The organism is Streptomyces cirratus (assembly GCF_014650775.1).
GTDB classification, from domain to species: Bacteria; Actinomycetota; Actinomycetes; order Streptomycetales; family Streptomycetaceae; genus Streptomyces; species Streptomyces cirratus.
This window is the reverse complement of sequence record NZ_BMVP01000004.1, coordinates 205,010-219,432: the sequence shown is the minus strand read 5'-3', so window position 1 is coordinate 219,432 and position 14,423 is coordinate 205,010. Positions and strand designations below refer to the sequence as shown.

Below are 14,423 nucleotides of genomic sequence, written 5' to 3'. Positions count from 1 at the left end.
GCGGAGCCGTCTGCTTCCTCAGCCGCCCTGCTCCGGCCGGGGCCGCGCGCCGATCAGCGTCTCGGCGGCCTTGAGCGCATCGTGCGGAGTCCGGCGGCCCATCATCACGCACAACGTGTACACGGCGTCGTCCAGCCCGCGCCGGAGGGCCGCGTCCCCCGGGGACTTGAGCACCTCCCGGCGCAGCGCCCGGAAGCGTGCCACCTGCTCGCGCAGCACGTCCGCCCCGGGCAGCAGCCGCGCCCCGGCTTCCTGCTGCGGCCCGGACCTGGCCCGGCGCATGGCAGTGCGCAGCGCCTGCTGGACGGCGGTGGGTTCGTCCGGGCCCGAAAGCAGCGCGACGGCCGCTGCGGCGCCCTCCTCCGCCGTGGTGCCCGCCTCCTCCGCGGCCGCCGTGAGCAGTCGGCGGGCGGTCTCGGCGCTGCACGGCACCAGTGCCATGAGGATCCCCGTCGCCACCTCGGCGCGGGCGCGGGCCGCCGCCGCGGCGCCGACGGCGGGACCGGAGGCCGCGGGCGTGCGGCGGCGCTGGGGTAGGGGTGTCTCGGTCATCCGCTCGTCGCCTCCGCTTCTCCTGCCGCTTCGGGCCGGAGTGTGCCCGGTATGAGGCATGCCGTATCCCGGTATGCGGTCAAATCGCGGTCAGCGGCGCGTTCCGGCCGGGCCCGGCGTTACTCCAGGGCGATACGGGCGTGGATGGTCTTCCCCCCGTCCGCGGTCGGCCGGATCTCGACGGCTTCCGTCAGGTGGTGCACGAGGTTCCACCCCCAGCCTCCGCGCCCCGTGTGGTCGGGGGTCCGGGGCACCGGCGGGTGCGGGCTGGTGTCCGTGACGTCGACGTCGATGGCGGCCGGCTGCAACGTCAGGCAGAGGGTGCAGGGGCCGTCGGTGTGGCGCAGCGCGTTCGTGACGAGCTCGGTCACCAGGAGCAGCAGGGTGTCCTGGGCCGGGTCCGGTACGGCACCGCCGTGGTCCCTCGCGTCGGCCAGGAAGCGGTGGGCAGTGTCGCGGGCGGCCGCCCCCACCCCCGGCTCCGGTGCGAGCGTGATGCGGTGCTGGACGAGTGCGGTGTCCATGAACGCTGTCTCCCTGCGCGCGCCTTGCGGGTTACGTTTTCCGCCTGCCCGTGGCCCGACCCTCCATGTATCGGGCATGCGTCACTTTTCCCGCCGCTTTTCCCTTTCCTTCGAATTCCTTCGGAAAGGCGCCGCTCGGCCGGACCGACGGCGCCCCGGAGGCCGGACGTCCCGGTCTCCGGAGCCGCCGGTCACGGGCCGTGTCAGTCCTTGCCCCGTCCGCTCATCGCGTCGCGCAGCCGGTCGACCAGGCCGACGCCAGGGGCGAGCAGCTTGTTGGCCGGCGGCTTGTCGGGCGCGGAGGGGTGCGGGCGGGTGGGGGCCATCTTCTTCGCCTGGCGGACCTTGTCGCCGAGCTTCATGAGCATGTCCGGGGTACAGGCGGCGCGCAGCTGCGGGAAGAGGTTGTTCTCCTCGTCGGCCACGTGGGCGCGGATCTCGGCCATGAGCTTGGTCATCAGGGCGTCGAAACGGGGGTCGTCCGCGTCGCAGCCCTCAAGGTCCTTCATGGTGCGCTCGGCCATCGCGTGGTCCTCCAGCTCCTTGTCCGCGATGCTGTCCCCCTGGGGCAGGTGCTCGCGGACGGCCGGGTAGAGGTAGGACTCCTCGGCCACGGAGTGCCGGACCAGCTCCATGATCGCCTGGTCCGCGTAGTGCTTCCTGCGCGCGTCGCCCGACGGCAGTTCCTGGATGTTGGTGAAGAGCTCCTCCACCTCCTCGTGATCCGTGGTGAGTTCCGCGATGACGTCGCCGCCGTGTCCCATGCCGCTCTCCTCGCTCGTGCCGATGGTCCGATTCAGGCCACCCAGTGAACCGCCGCGCAGCGAGCCGTCGGGGCATTGGTCCTCACGTAGCGTGTCGTGACATATCCGGTGTGTACTGCGCGCGCCGTACCGCGTTGATCTTCACGCGAAGGGGAAAGGGCGGGTCATGTCACTCTCTGCTCCACTGCGCCAGCTGGTGCGCCGGCACCGGGAGCCCGCCGTCGTCCAGACCGTCCGCTCCACCGCGGCCGCCGTGATCTCGTACGTCGTCGCCCTGCGGCTCAGCGGCGAACCCGCCCCGCTGACCGCTCCGCTCACCGCGCTGCTCGTCGTACAGGTCACCCTCTACTCGACCCTCACCACAGGCATCCGCCGGGTCAACTCCGTTGTGGCCGGAGTGCTGCTCGCGATCGGGTTCAGCGCACTGGTGGGCCTGACCTGGTGGAGCCTCGGCCTGATCATCCTGGTTTCGCTCACCATCGGACCGCTGGTGAAGGCCGGGGAGTTCGTCCCCGAGGTCGCGATCAGCGCCATGCTGGTCCTCGGTGTCACCCGGGTCGCGGACACCGCCTGGGACCGGGTGCTGGAGACCCTGATCGGCGCCGCCGTCGGCCTGCTGTTCAACGTCCTGTTCGTGCCGCCCGTGTGGGTCGGGCCGGCGAGCGAGGCGATCACCGACCTGGCCCGTCGGATCCGTGCCCTGATGGTGCACATCACCGACGAACTCGACGAGCACACCCCGGTGGAGAAGGCCGCCGCCCGCCTGCACGAGGCGCGCCGGCTCGACAACGACATCGCCCAGGTCGACGCCGCCCTGCGGCAGGCGGAGGACAGCCTGCGGCTGAACCCGCGCGTACGCGAAGGGCTCTTGTTCCGTCTGGTGCTGCGCACGGGACTGGACACCCTGGAGATCTGCGCGGTGGTGCTGCGCGTCACCTGCCGGACCCTGACCGACCTGGCCCAGGCGCGGCCCGAGGGGCCGCTGTTTCCGGCGCACATCGCGCAGGCGCTGCGGGAGCTCTACGCACACACGGCCATCGCCGTCGAGAGCTTCGCCCAGCTGATCACCGCGCAGGTCAGTGCCAACGCCGAGGAAGCCGAGAGCAGGCTGACCGAGGAGCTCAAGACCGCCCGCGTGAGCCGGGACCGGCTCGCGGAACTGCTCCTGGAACAGGTCCGCACCGAGCCCGGCCAGTGGCAGCTCTCAGGAGCCCTGCTCGCCGAGGCGGACCGGGTCCTGGACGAACTCGGCGTGGAGAAACGTTCCGAGCGGCTCATCGAGGAACTCGACCGCCACTCGCAGCTGCGGCGCGAGCGCTTCCCCCGCCTGCACCGCCTGGCCGGCCAGCTGCGTGCCCGCCCCACGGACGACGAGGGCCGCCGGCCGCGCCGGTGGTGAGGTGACCCGAGGAGCCGCACCCGAAGGGCGGACGGGCGCCGGCACGGACGGACGAAAGCCGGCCCCCACCGCGAGCGGTGGGGGCCGGCTTTCGGGCGGGAGCGCCGTCAGGCGCCCCTGCGCCCGGCGATCAGCCGGTAGACCAGCAGCACGATGACGGAACCGACGACGGCCGCGATCCACGTCGAAAGGTGGAAGAAGCCGTTGATCGAGTCCACGCCGAAGATCACCTTGCCGAGCCACCCGCCGAGCAGGCCGCCGACGATGCCGATCACCATGGTGATCAGGCAGCCGCCGGGGTCCCTGCCCGGGGTGATGGCCTTGGCGATGAGCCCGGCCAGCAGGCCGATCAGGATCCAGGCGATGATGCCCATGCGGATGGGTGTCCTCTCAGCGGTTGAACTCGGTCAGGAAGGTCTTGCAGAACACCGGCAGGTCATCGGGCTTGCGGCTGGTGACGAGCGTGTTGGGGCCGGCCGTGCACACCTGTACGGCTTCGTCGACCCAGGTCGCGCCGGCGTTGCGGAGATCCGTGCGCAGGCTCGGCCACGAGGTCATCGTGCGGCCGCGGACGCGGTCGGCTTCCACCAGGGTCCACGGGGCGTGGCAGATCGCCGCGACCGGCTTGCCGGCGTCGAAGAAGCTCTGTACGAAGGCCACCGCTTCGGCGTTCGTCCGCAACGCGTCCGGGTTGGCGACACCACCCGGAAGGACCAGTCCGTCGAAGTCCTCCGCCGAGGCCTGCGAGACGACGAGGTCGACGGGGAAGGTGTCCGCCTTGTCGAGGTGGTTGAACGCCTGGACGCGGCCCGGCTCCGTCGAGACGAGCTGGGGGTTGCCGCCGGCGTCGATCACTGCTTGCCACGGCTGGGTGAGCTCGACCTGCTCGATGCCCTCCGTAGCCGTCAAAAACGCCACACGCATGGGTCGGTCCTTCCTGTGCGAATCGGGATGAGACACGTAATTCGTCCGTCGTCTGTCGCCCCTTGCCGGGGAGGAGCCATCTCAAACCAGCTCGTTTCGCACGGGGAAGCGGGTGACCCTGCCCACGGCCACGCGACGGTGCGCGCCGGGCGGCCGGTGGACCCGCGGGGGAGGGGCCGGCGCGGGCCGGCGGGCGGGCCCGGCGGCCGGCGCGCCCAGGAGACGTTCTTCGTACCGCCCGAGGGCCAGCACGGCGGCCAGCATGACGGGGGGAGTGAGCAGCGCGACGACGAGCATGGGGATCCTTTGCGTCGGACGAGCGTGTCCCCGTCACGCGTGCCCCGTCGCGCCGCACGGAACCTGCCGCAAGGCTCCCGGGAACGGCACTAGGAGCGGCAGCGGCGCCGGTGGGCCAGGAAGGCCGCGGCCACGGCGAGGGCGCCGGCCGCCGTCGCCATCACGGTCCGGCGGCTGTCCTGGAGGGAAAGGGCGACCTGGGCCGCCTTCTCGCGGGCCGGCTCGTTCTCGTTCGGCTGTTCCATCGCGCGGGCCTCCTCTCGTACGCCGGCCGCAACGTCGGCCGGGATGTCGGCGGGCGTCTCCGGGTCGTGCTCACGGGGGCGACTCCGCCCACGATTCGGGTCCGGGGCCGCGCCACTCGACGAGCTCGGGATCGGTGAGGTCCAGGTCCCCGGGATCCTCCATCCCGGCCGCACTGAGGAAGACGAGGATGTCGGAGGGCTTGTGGGCCACGCCGATGGCGACGCCGTCGTAACGCACCCGGCGCCAGCCGTTCTCGTCCGGAGGGTAGATCACAAGTCGGGCGGACATGCTCCCATCCTCGGTCGTGTCGCCGAGTGCGTCGCCCGCTGCGCGCGTACGGGTGCACCCGCGGCGCGGCCCCCGGGCTGCGGGCGGAATGCGGCCTCCGTCGCGGCCGGGACGGCCAAGACCGCACCCCGCGCGACGGCGCCTACCCTGCTCGATGCCCGGGAAACGGACCCGGCGCGCGCTGCGCTCAGCCCGTCAGCGCGGTGTCCGCCCCGAGGCAGTCCAGCAGGCCCGGGCGGTGCAGGTCCGCTATCGGTGCCAGCAGGTCCGGGTGGCGCAGCAGCGCCGCCGCGCAGCGGTCGTCCACCGCGGGGTCCGTCAGGCGGCGGAAGGCCACCGGGACGGCGTCGGCGTGCTCCGTCGAGGCCAGCGCGGCGACCGCCGCCGAAGCCAGCGACGGTGTGGTCAGCAGGCATGCCGCCCAGCTGGCCACGACCTCGTCGACCCAGCAGCGCCAGACGTCGTCGCGCTCCTCGTCCTCGCAGTGGGCGTCCGCACCGGTGATCCAGTCCAGGCGGCCGGAGCCGCCCGGCCCCGTCAGCGCGACCAGCTGCGCGTCGAGGTCCGTCGGGTACCGCAGCCACGCGGCGACCGTGACGGCCTGCCGGGCCTGGGCCTCCGCCAGGCTCCGCTGGAGCGCGCCGCTGCCGGCGGGGTAGGCGCGGGTCAGCCAGTGCGTCGTCGCCGCCATGAGCGGGGACAGGGAGGTGTCTGCGGGCACTGGAGACCATCCGGGCGGATAGGGAAGCGGGTGAATCGTCACGATAACGGCCGCATCAGCCCCATTGGAATGCCCCGGCCCGGATCGTGGCGCACGACACGGCCGCCGCGGCGGGCACGCCCCCGACGCTCACGTCAGGCGCGCGCCCGACGCTCACGGGCGCAGCCGCAGCGGATGGTCCGCCGGCACCTCCACGACGGCGATCCGCACACCGTCCGGGTCCTCGATCCACATCTCGATCAGCCCCCACGGCTCTCGCAGCGGCGGCCGCAGCACCCCGACCCCCCGCTCCAGCAGCTCCTCGTACGCCGCCCGCACATCGGCGACCTGAAGCCACAGCCGCAGCCCCGGGGCAGGCGGGGTCGGTGAACGGCCCGACACCTCCAGGAATCCGCCGCCGAGGAAATAGACCGTCCCGCGCTCGGGACCCGTACCGAACTCCCGATACACGGCGAGGCCCAGGGCCCCGCCGTAGAACGCGCGGGACCGGTCGGGATCCGTGGGGGTCAGCAGGACCCTGCTGCCCAGTACGTGCACCATGCGGACGAATCTAGAGGCCGCCCGCCCCGTCCGGGCGCAGACACGTGTACCGGGGGTATCCGTGCCGGAACCGGGCAGACGCCCGGCATCATGCCGAAGAGGACCATGCGGCTGCGCACGAGCCGCCCCGACCGGCCCGGGTACGCCCGCGTACGCCACGGCCGCGGATTCCGCTACCTGGACCTGACGGGAGCGCCGCTCACCGAGCCGTCGGAGCGGGAGCGGCTGCGCTCACTGGTGATCCCGCCCGCCTGGACCGACGTATGGATCTGCCCGTGGCCCGGCGGCCACATCCAGGCCATGGGAACCGACGAGGCGGGCCGCCGGCAGTACCTCTACCACGCGGCGTTCCGGGAGCGGCAGGAAGCCGCCAAACACGAACACGTGCTGGACGTCGCGACACGGCTTCCGAGGCTGCGCCAGGGCATCGAAGCGGACCTCGGGACCCGGGGGCTCGGCCGGGACCGGGTCCTGGCCTGCTCGGCCCGCCTGCTCGACCTGGGCTTCTTCCGCGTGGGCGGGGCCGCGTACCGGCGCGACCACCAGGCGTACGGGCTGACCACGCTGCTGCGGGAACACGCCGTCTGCAGCCGCGGCGAGGTCTGTTTCCGCTACCCCGGCAAATCCGGCCAGGAGCAGACCCGCGCCCTGGTGGACCCCGCCGCGTACGCCGTCGTCAGGTCCCTGCTGCGCCGGTGCGACGGGCAGTCGCAGCTCTTCGTGTACCGGCAGGGCGGTATCTGGCACGACGTGCGCGCCGGCGACGTCAACGACTATCTGCGCAGCCGGTCCGGTGCGGACATCACCGCCAAGGACTTCCGGACCTGGCACGCCACGGTCCTGGCCGCGGTCGCCCTCGCCGTCTCGGCCGACGTCGCCGGGGAGTCCCGGGCCCGGCGTACGAAGGCGGTGGCGCGGGCGGTGCGCGAGGTGAGCGGCTACCTGGGGAACACGCCGGCGGTCTGCCGCTCCTCGTACATCAACCCGAGGCTCTTCGAGCTCTACGAGAGCGGTGTCACGATCAAGCCCGCGCTGGACCGGCTCGGCGCGGACGTCGTCTACGGGCACCCGGCCACCCACGGCGAGGTGGAGGCGGCGGTACTGGAACTTCTCGGCTGAACCGGCGGGTACCCGCCGGACCTCCGGTGCGGGGCCGGGTGCCGCGGCCTCAGGTGCGCAGGTGGCTGTTGGTGCCGTCGTGGCCGTCGGCCTGCTCCTCGTCGAACCAGTAGTCGCCCGCGGCGAGGTACCGGAACGTGTGTGTCTTCTTCCCGCTCAGTTCGACGGTCACGGCGCGCAGACCGTCCTCGCGGGGAGCCAGTACGTGGGTGCCCGGCTGCCAGTCGTTGAAGTCGCCCACCACGCTGACCGGCCCGGGCGGATTGTCGGCCGGAAGGACGAAGGTGACCTCGGTCCCGTTCTTGCGCCGCTTGCGTTCGAGCACGTGGATCTCCTTTGGCCGAAGTGGGTGCGGCCACTGTGCCAGTGGGGTGACCGGCGACGGCCTGGGGCGCGTGAAACAGGGAAAGGTTTCACCCGTACGCCAATCCCGTTGAAAACGCCGTGGTTTGCGGGTGGGGCGCGCAAGGGTGCCGCCGCCGGGGCGGCGTACCTCCGGGTGGCCGCTCCGGGGGTGCGGGAGCCGGCGCCGGCCCGCAGCATGGCCGTGTCCACCCCTATGCGTGAGGAGAACTGCGATGCCCCGAGGATCCAGCGGGAAGCGCGAGCGCCAGTACGAGCACATCAAGGAGTCCGGCCAGGAGCGCGGCATGTCGGAGGGCCGGGCGAAGGAAATGGCCGGCCGTACGGTGAACAAGGAGCGGGCCCGCTCCGGCGAGACGAAGTCGTCGGGCCGCAGCTCCTCCGGTTCGGGCCGCAGCACCGGCTCCGGCAGCGGCTCCTCGGGGCCCACCCGCGACGCGCTGTACGAAGAGGCGAAGAAGCGGGGCATCGAGGGACGCTCCGCGATGAACAAGGACCAGCTCAAGAAGGCTCTCGGGCGCTGAGCGGTGGAGCGCCGCCGCCGCGGCGGACCGGCCCCCGCCGGTCCGCCGCGCCGCGCGTGACCGCCCTCGCGAGGGCCGCGGAGTACGGGCAAGGACCCTGAGGAAAGGCGACGTGATGAACAGCGAAGCGCGGCACGCGGACGACGCGGTGCTGGTGACGGCCACCGACTGCTCGCCGGAGTGTGCCCGTACCCTCATCGGGTTCCTGGAACGGGCGTTCCCGGACGGCGGGGCGGAGGGCATGGAGACGCATGCCCGGGACCACCAGGGGCAGCCCACCGTCTGGAGCACGACCATCGACGCCGGAAGACCGGCCGCGCCGACGGGCCCCGTCGCACTCGACGGCACGGTCCGGGTCGGATTGCAGGGCGGCCCGCGCGCGGTGGACCGGGTCCTGTCCGCGCTGACGGAGGCCTTCACGGTCGAGGCGAAGGGCACCGTCGCCGGGGACCAGGAACGGGAAGTCGAGCTGCTGTTGCGCTCTTCGTGAGCCCCGCACTCCGCCAACCCCGGCCCGGCGCGGCCCGGTTCCGGCGTACCGGGCTGGGCCCCCGGAGTCGGACCTTGTAGACTCCGTACCCATGTCGAAGCCTGACGACCTCCTTGTCGCCATCGCCGCTGCCGTGGAGTCGGAGCCGACCAATCAGATGGCCCTCACCGTCGTGGTGCACGGCGCCGTGATCACGGGCCGCCTCGCGCCGGAGAGCGTGTGGCGCCAGCGCGTCGCCGAGGTCCTCAAGGACTCGGACCAGCTCGGCGCCTTCGCGAACATCTTCCTGGACTCGCACACGATGTCCCCCTCCCCGCCGGCCCACCTCCACTTCCACGTGGCCCGGATCCTGCAGGGCACCGTCGGCATCCCCGAGACCGGCGGAATGTACCGCATCGCGATCAAGGACGTCAGCGCCTGGACGATGGGCGATTTCAGCTTCTCCGAGCGCTGAGGACCCGTCGCCGGGACTCTGCCCCCCGATCTACTCGGGGCCCTTGGCCGGGCCCTTCCCCTCACGGTTGCGGTCCTGGTCCCCTTCGGTCCGTTCGGACCGCCGGTCCTGCGGCTCGCCGCTCTTCGCGGGCCGTTCCCTCGCCGGCTGGTCCGCGCGAGGTGCCCGGCGCTTCGCCTCGCCTTCGTCGTGGTGGAGTGGGACGCCGCCCGCGCCGCCCTGGTCGTCCATGGCTCGCTCCCTCCGTACGTTCCGGTTCCCGGCGGCTACCCGCCTGCGGGCCGGCCATGCGGGAGCTCGTCGGCTGCCGTGTGAGGCCCGCGGGACGGGGTAGGCGCCCGCCGAGGGCCGTCTCACGAGACCCGGGAAAGGCGACGATCATGGCCGACGACAGCAACACGCAGGGCGACGAGGTGTACCAGCCGCAGAACGGTGACCAGCGCGCCGAATACCAGCCCGACATGGAGAACGCGCTCGACGAGCCGGACGCCGACCAGCGCCTCGACGAGGGTTACGAGACCCCCGACCGGCCCCGCGCCGTATCCCGCCACGGCACCACGGCGGCCGAGCAGCGCGAGGGCGAAACCCTGGACCAGCGCCTCGCCCAGGAGACCCCCGACGTGGGCCAGGACGGCCGGGACACCGGTCCCCGCCCCGAGCCCCTCCCAGGCGACACCGTCGGCCGGCTCGCGCCCGTGGAGGACGACCACCCCCGGCGGGCCTTCGACGTACTGGCCCACGACGTGGGCACCGACGGCGGAGCCGAATCAGCGGAAGAGGCCGCGATGCACGTGGTGGGCCGCAACACCGCCCCCGAGTACGGCGGGGACCCGCGCGAGCGGGAAGAGTCCGGACCGCCCCGCGGCGGAACCCCATAGCGTCCCCGACTCGGGGTAGGCGCCCGCCATGGACCTACGAAACACCGCACTCGGCACCGCAGGCAACGGCCCCGGGCCGGTTCTGACCGCGATGGAGCGGCTGGAGCAGACCCCGGTGGCCGACGGGGCCATCGAAGCCATCCGCCGCGCCGTACGCGCCCTCCCGCTGGGAGCGGCCCGGGACGTCCTTCACGGCCGCCCCATCGGCCACCCGGCGCACCCGCCGCTCGTCCAGGTGCCGCTCGGGGCCTGGTTCTCCTCCGCCGTCCTGGACCTGCTGCCCGGCCAGCGCCGCGCGGCGCACGCCCTCATCGGGGTGGGAGTGGTCACCGCCGTCCCCGCTGCCCTGGCGGGCTGGACGGACTGGGCCGAGCTGCCCCCCGAGCAGGCCCGCGTAGGGCTCGTGCACGCCCTCACCAACAGCGTCGGCCTCTGCTTGTACGCCGGCTCGTTCCTGGCCCGGGCACGGGGCCGGACCTGGCGGGGCAGGGCACTGTCTGCGGCGGGGCTGGCGGCCGTCTCGGCGGGCGGCGCACTGGGCGGCCACCTCGCCTACCGGCAGGCCGCGGGCGCCAACCACGCCGAAGGCGTCACCCACCTGGTGGGGGAGGGCTGGCACCGCGTCGGACCGGTCGCTGACTTCGCCGTGGACCGGCCGGTCCGCGCGAGCGTGGACGGGGTGGACGTACTCGTCGTCCGCGCGGCGGGCGGCGCCGTGCACGTCCTCGCGGATCGCTGCTCCCACATGGCCGGACCGCTGTCCGAAGGCGAGATCGCCGACGGCTGCGTACGCTGCCCCTGGCACGGCAGTGTGTTCAGGCTCTCGGACGGCTGGAACGTCAAGGGGCCGGCCACCGCCCCGCAGCCGTCTTTCGAGACGCGCGTCGTCGACGGTCACGTCGAGGCGCGGCTGCGTCCCTTCCACACCCCACGGCCGTCCTCCCCCTGATGAATCCGGGGCACCGGCCGCGCACGAGCCCAGGAGGTGCAGTGCATGTCCAAGAACAGGAAATCCGGACACCCGTCACACGGTGAGGGTCCCAGTCGCCACGAAGGGACCGAGCAGCACGGATGGGCCCCGGACGTGGACTCCACCCGTCAGCAGGACAACCCGAGCGCGCACCGCTCGTTCCACACCGACGAGTACGCGACCGACGGCCCGGACCGCCGCTCGCCGACCAAGGCCTCACCGGTCAAGGCCGACGAGGGCACCCCGGTCAAGACCGGCGGGCGGCGCGGCGAACACAAGAGCAAGGGGTCGGGCTCCGGCGACAAGGGTCACCACGACATGGGAGAGAAAGGCGCCTCCCGGCGCCCCAGCGGAACCAAGGACGCCTCCGCGTACACCGGTGTCGACCCCCAGGACCCGCCGGCCGGCGGACGCCGTGGCAGCTGAACGGGCAGGTGCACCCGAGGTCGCACCGACGGCGCCATGACCTACGACCACCCGAGAATCCAGGTCCTCCTCGACGAGGACGGGGTCCGGGTGGTCGTGCTGTCGGGCGAGTTCGACGTCGACAGCGTCGGTCCGCTGGCGCAAGTGCTCGCCGACGCGGCCCGGGAGGGCGTGCGCCGGGTGGTGGACATCGCCCGCGTCACCTTCGCCGACTCCTCGCTGCTGAACATCCTGCTCGCCGGCGACCGCGAGGACCACCTGATCGTGGCCGGCCCCGTGCCGGAGCAGTTCGCGCAACTGCTGCGGCTCTTCGCCGCCGAAATGGAGCTGGAGATCGCCCCGACCCTCGCCGAGGCCCGCGGCCGGTCCACCCGCTCGTCCTCGTCCGAGTGAGGCCGCCTCGTCTGGGTGGGGCCGCCTCGTCTGGGTGGGGTCGCCTCGTCTGCGTGAGGCTCCCGGCCCGGCCCTAGGCCAGCGCGGCCGCGGCCACCGAAAGGTCGCCGACCAGCCCCCGGAACGCCGCCTCCCGGTCGTCGGAGCGCAGTACGGAGGAGGGGTGGACGGTCGCCAGCAGTTGCCCCGGCCAGGAGTCCGAGGGGTCCTCGCCCAGAGCGGGCATCGGCCTCAGCACACCACGCTGCTCCCCCACCTTGAAAGAACTTCCGAGCAGGGCGCGGCCCGCCGTGGCGCCGAGCACGACCACCACCTCGGGCTCCACCAGGCGCAGTTCCGCCACCAGCCAGGGCCTGCACGCGGACATCTCCCGCAGGTTCGGGGCCTTGTGGATACGGCGTTTGCCCCGCGCGGCGGTCGTGAACTTGAAGTGCTTGACCGCGTTCGTCACGTACGTGTCCTCGTCGCCGAGGCCGGCCTCCTCCAGCGCCCGGTGCAGCAGCCGCCCCGCGGGGCCGACGAACGGCTCGCCCTGGCGGTCCTCCTGGTCCCCGGGCTGCTCACCGACCAGCAGCAGCCGGGCGTGCGCCGGTCCGGCGCCGAAGACCGTCTGGGTGGCGTGCTCGAACAGGGGGCAGCCCTGGCAGCCGGCGGCGGCCCGGCGCAGGGCGCCGAGGCCGCCGTGGCGGGGCAGGTAGGGGCCGGCGTCGTACTGCCGTCCGACGGAGGGCAGGGTCCCGGGGTTGGCACTCGTGCCGTCGGCCATGGGTCCCACCTCCCTGCCCTGCCACGCCTGGTCCGCCCTGCGTTCGTCACCACGGGGCGGCACGCGGCTTCTGCCCGGCGGTACTGCGGCAAAACCCGTCCCCCGGGCCGGCGGCTACTGATCGGCGACGGCCTCGGCGCGTGCCCGGACAGCGTGCATGCAGGCGGTGCAGTAGTGGTCGGCGGAGGGCTCGATCGCAGGGGGCGGCACGTGGCCGGGGCTCAGGAGGGACCCGCACAGCGTGCTGAGGGTGGTGTCCTTCGCTATCACGTGCCAGAGCAGGTGGCCCTGCTCGGCGCTGGACTCGGCGCGCATCTCGTACATGGGCGTACCTCTTTCATGCTCGACGCCGCAGAGGGAACGGCCTGATGTCCATGAGAGCGCCCCGTGCGTGAAGGGGCCAATGGGGGTAGACCAGGAGGAGGAAAACAAGGTGGGGGAGGTTTGACGGGCGTCGGCACCGCCGGCGGCATCGGCACGGGAGGAGCGTGGCCTATGGCCTGGGCGTCGTGGACGACGACGGGGATCTATCCGGGGGCCGGCGGTGTCCGTACGGAGGAAGCGGGTGTCATCTCCGGCAACCTGACGCTGCACACCACCTGGACGGGAGCGGCGGCCCAGGTCGCCGTCCAGTTCAGCGGCTCGTCCGACTGGTTCACCCTGTCGGGCAGCCCCGTCGAATGCGATTCGGAGCAGGACAGCCGGGACCTTCACCAAGCGGTGGTCGAGGCGCTCCGCAGCGGAGGCGGCGGCGGCGTCCCGGCCGAATGGGCCGGGCGCGCGGCCTGAGAGCGGGGCCGCCTCCGCACGGGCGGCCTCAGGTCACGGGATCCGGAACCGGGACCGGGCCGGGCAGCGGCCCGGGCGCCGGGTGCGGATCGGGACCCGGCGCGGGCTCGGGCCGCGGGTCCGGCTGCGGCTGCGGCGGCGCCGGCGGCACCGGGTCGGGGCCGCCCGGCCCGGGAACCGGACCCGGCAGGGGTCCCGGTTGCGGTCCGGGGCCCGGACCGGGCGCGGGAGTCGGGTTGGGAGGTACGGGATCGTTCGGAGGGGTGGTCATGGCGCCCTTCTCGACTCGGGCCGGTCACGCGGGGCCGGCTCTCCGACGGGTGAACTCTCGTCAGGCGGTTACCCGGAGCTCGCGGCCTGACACGAAGCCGGGCACGACGGCCGGTCACCCGGCGCCGCCTCGACGCCGGTCACGAGGGGCACCCGCGGCTCGCTCCCGCCCGGACGGGGGGTTCACGGACCGCGACCGGCCTCAGTCGTCCCCGGCGGCGAGTTCGAGGGCGAGCGCCTGGAGGATCTCCTGCGCGGACATCTCGGGGTCCGCCTCGTCGTAAGCGTCCGCGACCGCTTCGAAGGCCAGCACGAAACCGGAGACCAGAGCGCTCCACGGCCCCGACAGCTGCTCCAGCAGGGCGAGTCCGATCTCCGCCGGATCGGCTTCGGCGGGTACCAGGAACTCCGCCGGCGTCACCTCGCTGAGCAGGGCGGAGACGTAGTCCGTGCCGACGTCGCCGCGCATCCCGGTGAGCACCGCGATGGCCTTCAGCTTGATCTCGTTCTCGGTCATCCGGCGAGAGTAGGGGGAATCGGCCGCAGTGCCCCGCTGGCATGCCGGGCGCCGGTGCGGGCGAAGGCGACTGCCCCGCCGCCCCGGGGCACGGGGGCTGCGGGGCAGTCGCCGAAGAGGCGGGAATCGCCGGTCGCCGGGCGGTACCGGCCGTCGATGCGCGAATGGCACATGATGACGAAGAGCGGGCCCCCGGACCCCGAGACCCG

25 protein-coding genes are annotated in these 14,423 nt (G+C 73.1%); 10 read left to right on the top strand and 15 right to left on the bottom strand.

Going from position 1 to position 14,423, the window contains the following annotated elements:
• Nucleotides 1–18 precede the first annotated feature (18 nt).
• From IE207_RS33120 to IE207_RS13660, 3 genes are all read right to left on the bottom strand, one after another.
• Complete coding sequence (locus IE207_RS33120; protein WP_229873701.1) at nt 19–552, bottom strand: DUF5133 domain-containing protein; 534 nt, start codon at nt 550–552, stop codon at nt 19–21.
• 119 nt (nt 553–671) lie between these two features.
• Nucleotides 672–1,076 (bottom strand): ATP-binding protein, encoded by a 405-nt coding sequence (locus tag IE207_RS13665; protein WP_190184418.1) that lies wholly within the window; start codon nt 1,074–1,076, stop codon nt 672–674.
• A gap of 203 nt (nt 1,077–1,279) precedes the next feature.
• Nucleotides 1,280–1,840 carry a hemerythrin domain-containing protein gene (locus IE207_RS13660; protein WP_190184417.1) on the bottom strand — a complete coding sequence of 187 codons (561 nt, stop codon included), beginning with the start codon at nt 1,838–1,840 and terminating at the stop codon, nt 1,280–1,282.
• Nucleotides 1,841–2,006: 166 nt separating this feature from the next.
• On the opposite strand from IE207_RS13660, the gene IE207_RS13655 reads away from it, so the two are divergent.
• Complete coding sequence (locus IE207_RS13655; RefSeq protein ID WP_190184416.1) at nt 2,007–3,239, top strand: FUSC family protein; 1,233 nt, start codon at nt 2,007–2,009, stop codon at nt 3,237–3,239.
• A 107-nt stretch (nt 3,240–3,346) separates the two neighbouring features.
• Here the strand turns inward: IE207_RS13655 and IE207_RS13650 are convergent, their stop codons facing one another.
• From IE207_RS13650 to IE207_RS13620, 7 genes are all read right to left on the bottom strand, one after another.
• Complete coding sequence (locus IE207_RS13650; protein WP_190184415.1) at nt 3,347–3,613, bottom strand: GlsB/YeaQ/YmgE family stress response membrane protein; 267 nt, start codon at nt 3,611–3,613, stop codon at nt 3,347–3,349.
• Between the two features lie 16 nt (nt 3,614–3,629).
• Nucleotides 3,630–4,163, bottom strand: a complete 534-nt coding sequence (locus IE207_RS13645; RefSeq protein WP_190184414.1) for a type 1 glutamine amidotransferase domain-containing protein — start codon at nt 4,161–4,163, stop codon at nt 3,630–3,632.
• An 81-nt stretch (nt 4,164–4,244) separates the two neighbouring features.
• On the bottom strand, nt 4,245–4,460 hold the full coding sequence (locus IE207_RS13640; RefSeq protein WP_190184413.1) for a hypothetical protein: 216 nt from the start codon (nt 4,458–4,460) through the stop codon (nt 4,245–4,247).
• Between the two features lie 89 nt (nt 4,461–4,549).
• Entirely contained in the window at nt 4,550–4,705 is a 156-nt protein-coding gene (locus IE207_RS13635) for a hypothetical protein (protein WP_190184412.1), read from the bottom strand.
• 70 nt (nt 4,706–4,775) lie between these two features.
• Entirely contained in the window at nt 4,776–4,994 is a 219-nt protein-coding gene (locus IE207_RS13630; RefSeq protein WP_190184411.1) for a hypothetical protein, read from the bottom strand.
• A 187-nt stretch (nt 4,995–5,181) separates the two neighbouring features.
• The gene (locus tag IE207_RS13625) at nt 5,182–5,715 is read right to left on the bottom strand and encodes a hypothetical protein (protein ID WP_190184410.1); all 534 of its coding nucleotides are present in this window, start codon (nt 5,713–5,715) and stop codon (nt 5,182–5,184) included.
• 153 nt (nt 5,716–5,868) lie between these two features.
• Entirely contained in the window at nt 5,869–6,255 is a 387-nt protein-coding gene (locus tag IE207_RS13620; RefSeq protein ID WP_190184409.1) for a VOC family protein, read from the bottom strand.
• A 105-nt stretch (nt 6,256–6,360) separates the two neighbouring features.
• On the opposite strand from IE207_RS13620, the gene IE207_RS13615 reads away from it, so the two are divergent.
• Complete coding sequence (locus IE207_RS13615) at nt 6,361–7,374, top strand: DNA topoisomerase IB (RefSeq protein ID WP_190184717.1); 1,014 nt, start codon at nt 6,361–6,363, stop codon at nt 7,372–7,374.
• A gap of 49 nt (nt 7,375–7,423) precedes the next feature.
• On the opposite strand, the gene IE207_RS13610 is transcribed toward IE207_RS13615, so the two are convergent.
• Nucleotides 7,424–7,699 carry an isoamylase early set domain-containing protein gene (locus IE207_RS13610; protein ID WP_190184408.1) on the bottom strand — a complete coding sequence of 92 codons (276 nt, stop codon included), beginning with the start codon at nt 7,697–7,699 and terminating at the stop codon, nt 7,424–7,426.
• 253 nt (nt 7,700–7,952) lie between these two features.
• Here IE207_RS13610 and IE207_RS13605 point away from each other — a divergent pair, with 253 nt between their 5' ends.
• The 3 genes from IE207_RS13605 (at nt 7,953) to IE207_RS13595 (ending at nt 9,205) form a co-directional block, all read left to right on the top strand.
• Nucleotides 7,953–8,261, top strand: a complete 309-nt coding sequence (locus IE207_RS13605) for a plasmid stabilization protein (RefSeq protein ID WP_190184407.1) — start codon at nt 7,953–7,955, stop codon at nt 8,259–8,261.
• 115 nt (nt 8,262–8,376) lie between these two features.
• The gene (locus tag IE207_RS13600; RefSeq protein WP_190184406.1) at nt 8,377–8,751 is read left to right on the top strand and encodes a hypothetical protein; all 375 of its coding nucleotides are present in this window, start codon (nt 8,377–8,379) and stop codon (nt 8,749–8,751) included.
• Nucleotides 8,752–8,842: 91 nt separating this feature from the next.
• Nucleotides 8,843–9,205 (top strand): GvpU-like protein, encoded by a 363-nt coding sequence (locus IE207_RS13595; protein ID WP_190184405.1) that lies wholly within the window; start codon nt 8,843–8,845, stop codon nt 9,203–9,205.
• 30 nt (nt 9,206–9,235) lie between these two features.
• Here IE207_RS13595 and IE207_RS13590 read toward each other — a convergent pair whose 3' ends face one another.
• Nucleotides 9,236–9,436 carry a hypothetical protein gene (locus IE207_RS13590; protein WP_190184404.1) on the bottom strand — a complete coding sequence of 67 codons (201 nt, stop codon included), beginning with the start codon at nt 9,434–9,436 and terminating at the stop codon, nt 9,236–9,238.
• A gap of 149 nt (nt 9,437–9,585) precedes the next feature.
• On the opposite strand from IE207_RS13590, the gene IE207_RS13585 reads away from it, so the two are divergent.
• From IE207_RS13585 to IE207_RS13570, 4 genes are read left to right on the top strand one after another with little or no spacing between them, the layout of a single operon-like run.
• Nucleotides 9,586–10,083, top strand: a complete 498-nt coding sequence (locus IE207_RS13585; RefSeq protein WP_229873700.1) for a DUF5709 domain-containing protein — start codon at nt 9,586–9,588, stop codon at nt 10,081–10,083.
• 28 nt (nt 10,084–10,111) lie between these two features.
• Nucleotides 10,112–11,032, top strand: a complete 921-nt coding sequence (locus tag IE207_RS13580) for a Rieske (2Fe-2S) protein (protein WP_229873699.1) — start codon at nt 10,112–10,114, stop codon at nt 11,030–11,032.
• A 45-nt stretch (nt 11,033–11,077) separates the two neighbouring features.
• Nucleotides 11,078–11,479 carry a hypothetical protein gene (locus IE207_RS13575; RefSeq protein WP_190184403.1) on the top strand — a complete coding sequence of 134 codons (402 nt, stop codon included), beginning with the start codon at nt 11,078–11,080 and terminating at the stop codon, nt 11,477–11,479.
• 36 nt (nt 11,480–11,515) lie between these two features.
• Nucleotides 11,516–11,872 carry an STAS domain-containing protein gene (locus tag IE207_RS13570; RefSeq protein ID WP_190184402.1) on the top strand — a complete coding sequence of 119 codons (357 nt, stop codon included), beginning with the start codon at nt 11,516–11,518 and terminating at the stop codon, nt 11,870–11,872.
• 73 nt (nt 11,873–11,945) lie between these two features.
• Here the strand turns inward: IE207_RS13570 and IE207_RS13565 are convergent, their stop codons facing one another.
• Entirely contained in the window at nt 11,946–12,638 is a 693-nt protein-coding gene (locus IE207_RS13565; protein ID WP_190184401.1) for a UdgX family uracil-DNA binding protein, read from the bottom strand.
• 114 nt (nt 12,639–12,752) lie between these two features.
• Nucleotides 12,753–12,962, bottom strand: coding sequence for a hypothetical protein (locus tag IE207_RS13560; protein ID WP_190184400.1), 210 nt, complete (start codon nt 12,960–12,962; stop codon nt 12,753–12,755).
• 171 nt (nt 12,963–13,133) lie between these two features.
• Here IE207_RS13560 and IE207_RS13555 point away from each other — a divergent pair, with 171 nt between their 5' ends.
• The gene (locus IE207_RS13555) at nt 13,134–13,427 is read left to right on the top strand and encodes a hypothetical protein (protein WP_190184399.1); all 294 of its coding nucleotides are present in this window, start codon (nt 13,134–13,136) and stop codon (nt 13,425–13,427) included.
• Nucleotides 13,428–13,899: 472 nt separating this feature from the next.
• Here IE207_RS13555 and IE207_RS13550 read toward each other — a convergent pair whose 3' ends face one another.
• Nucleotides 13,900–14,214, bottom strand: coding sequence for a hypothetical protein (locus IE207_RS13550; RefSeq protein ID WP_190184398.1), 315 nt, complete (start codon nt 14,212–14,214; stop codon nt 13,900–13,902).
• Nucleotides 14,215–14,423 lie beyond the last annotated feature (209 nt).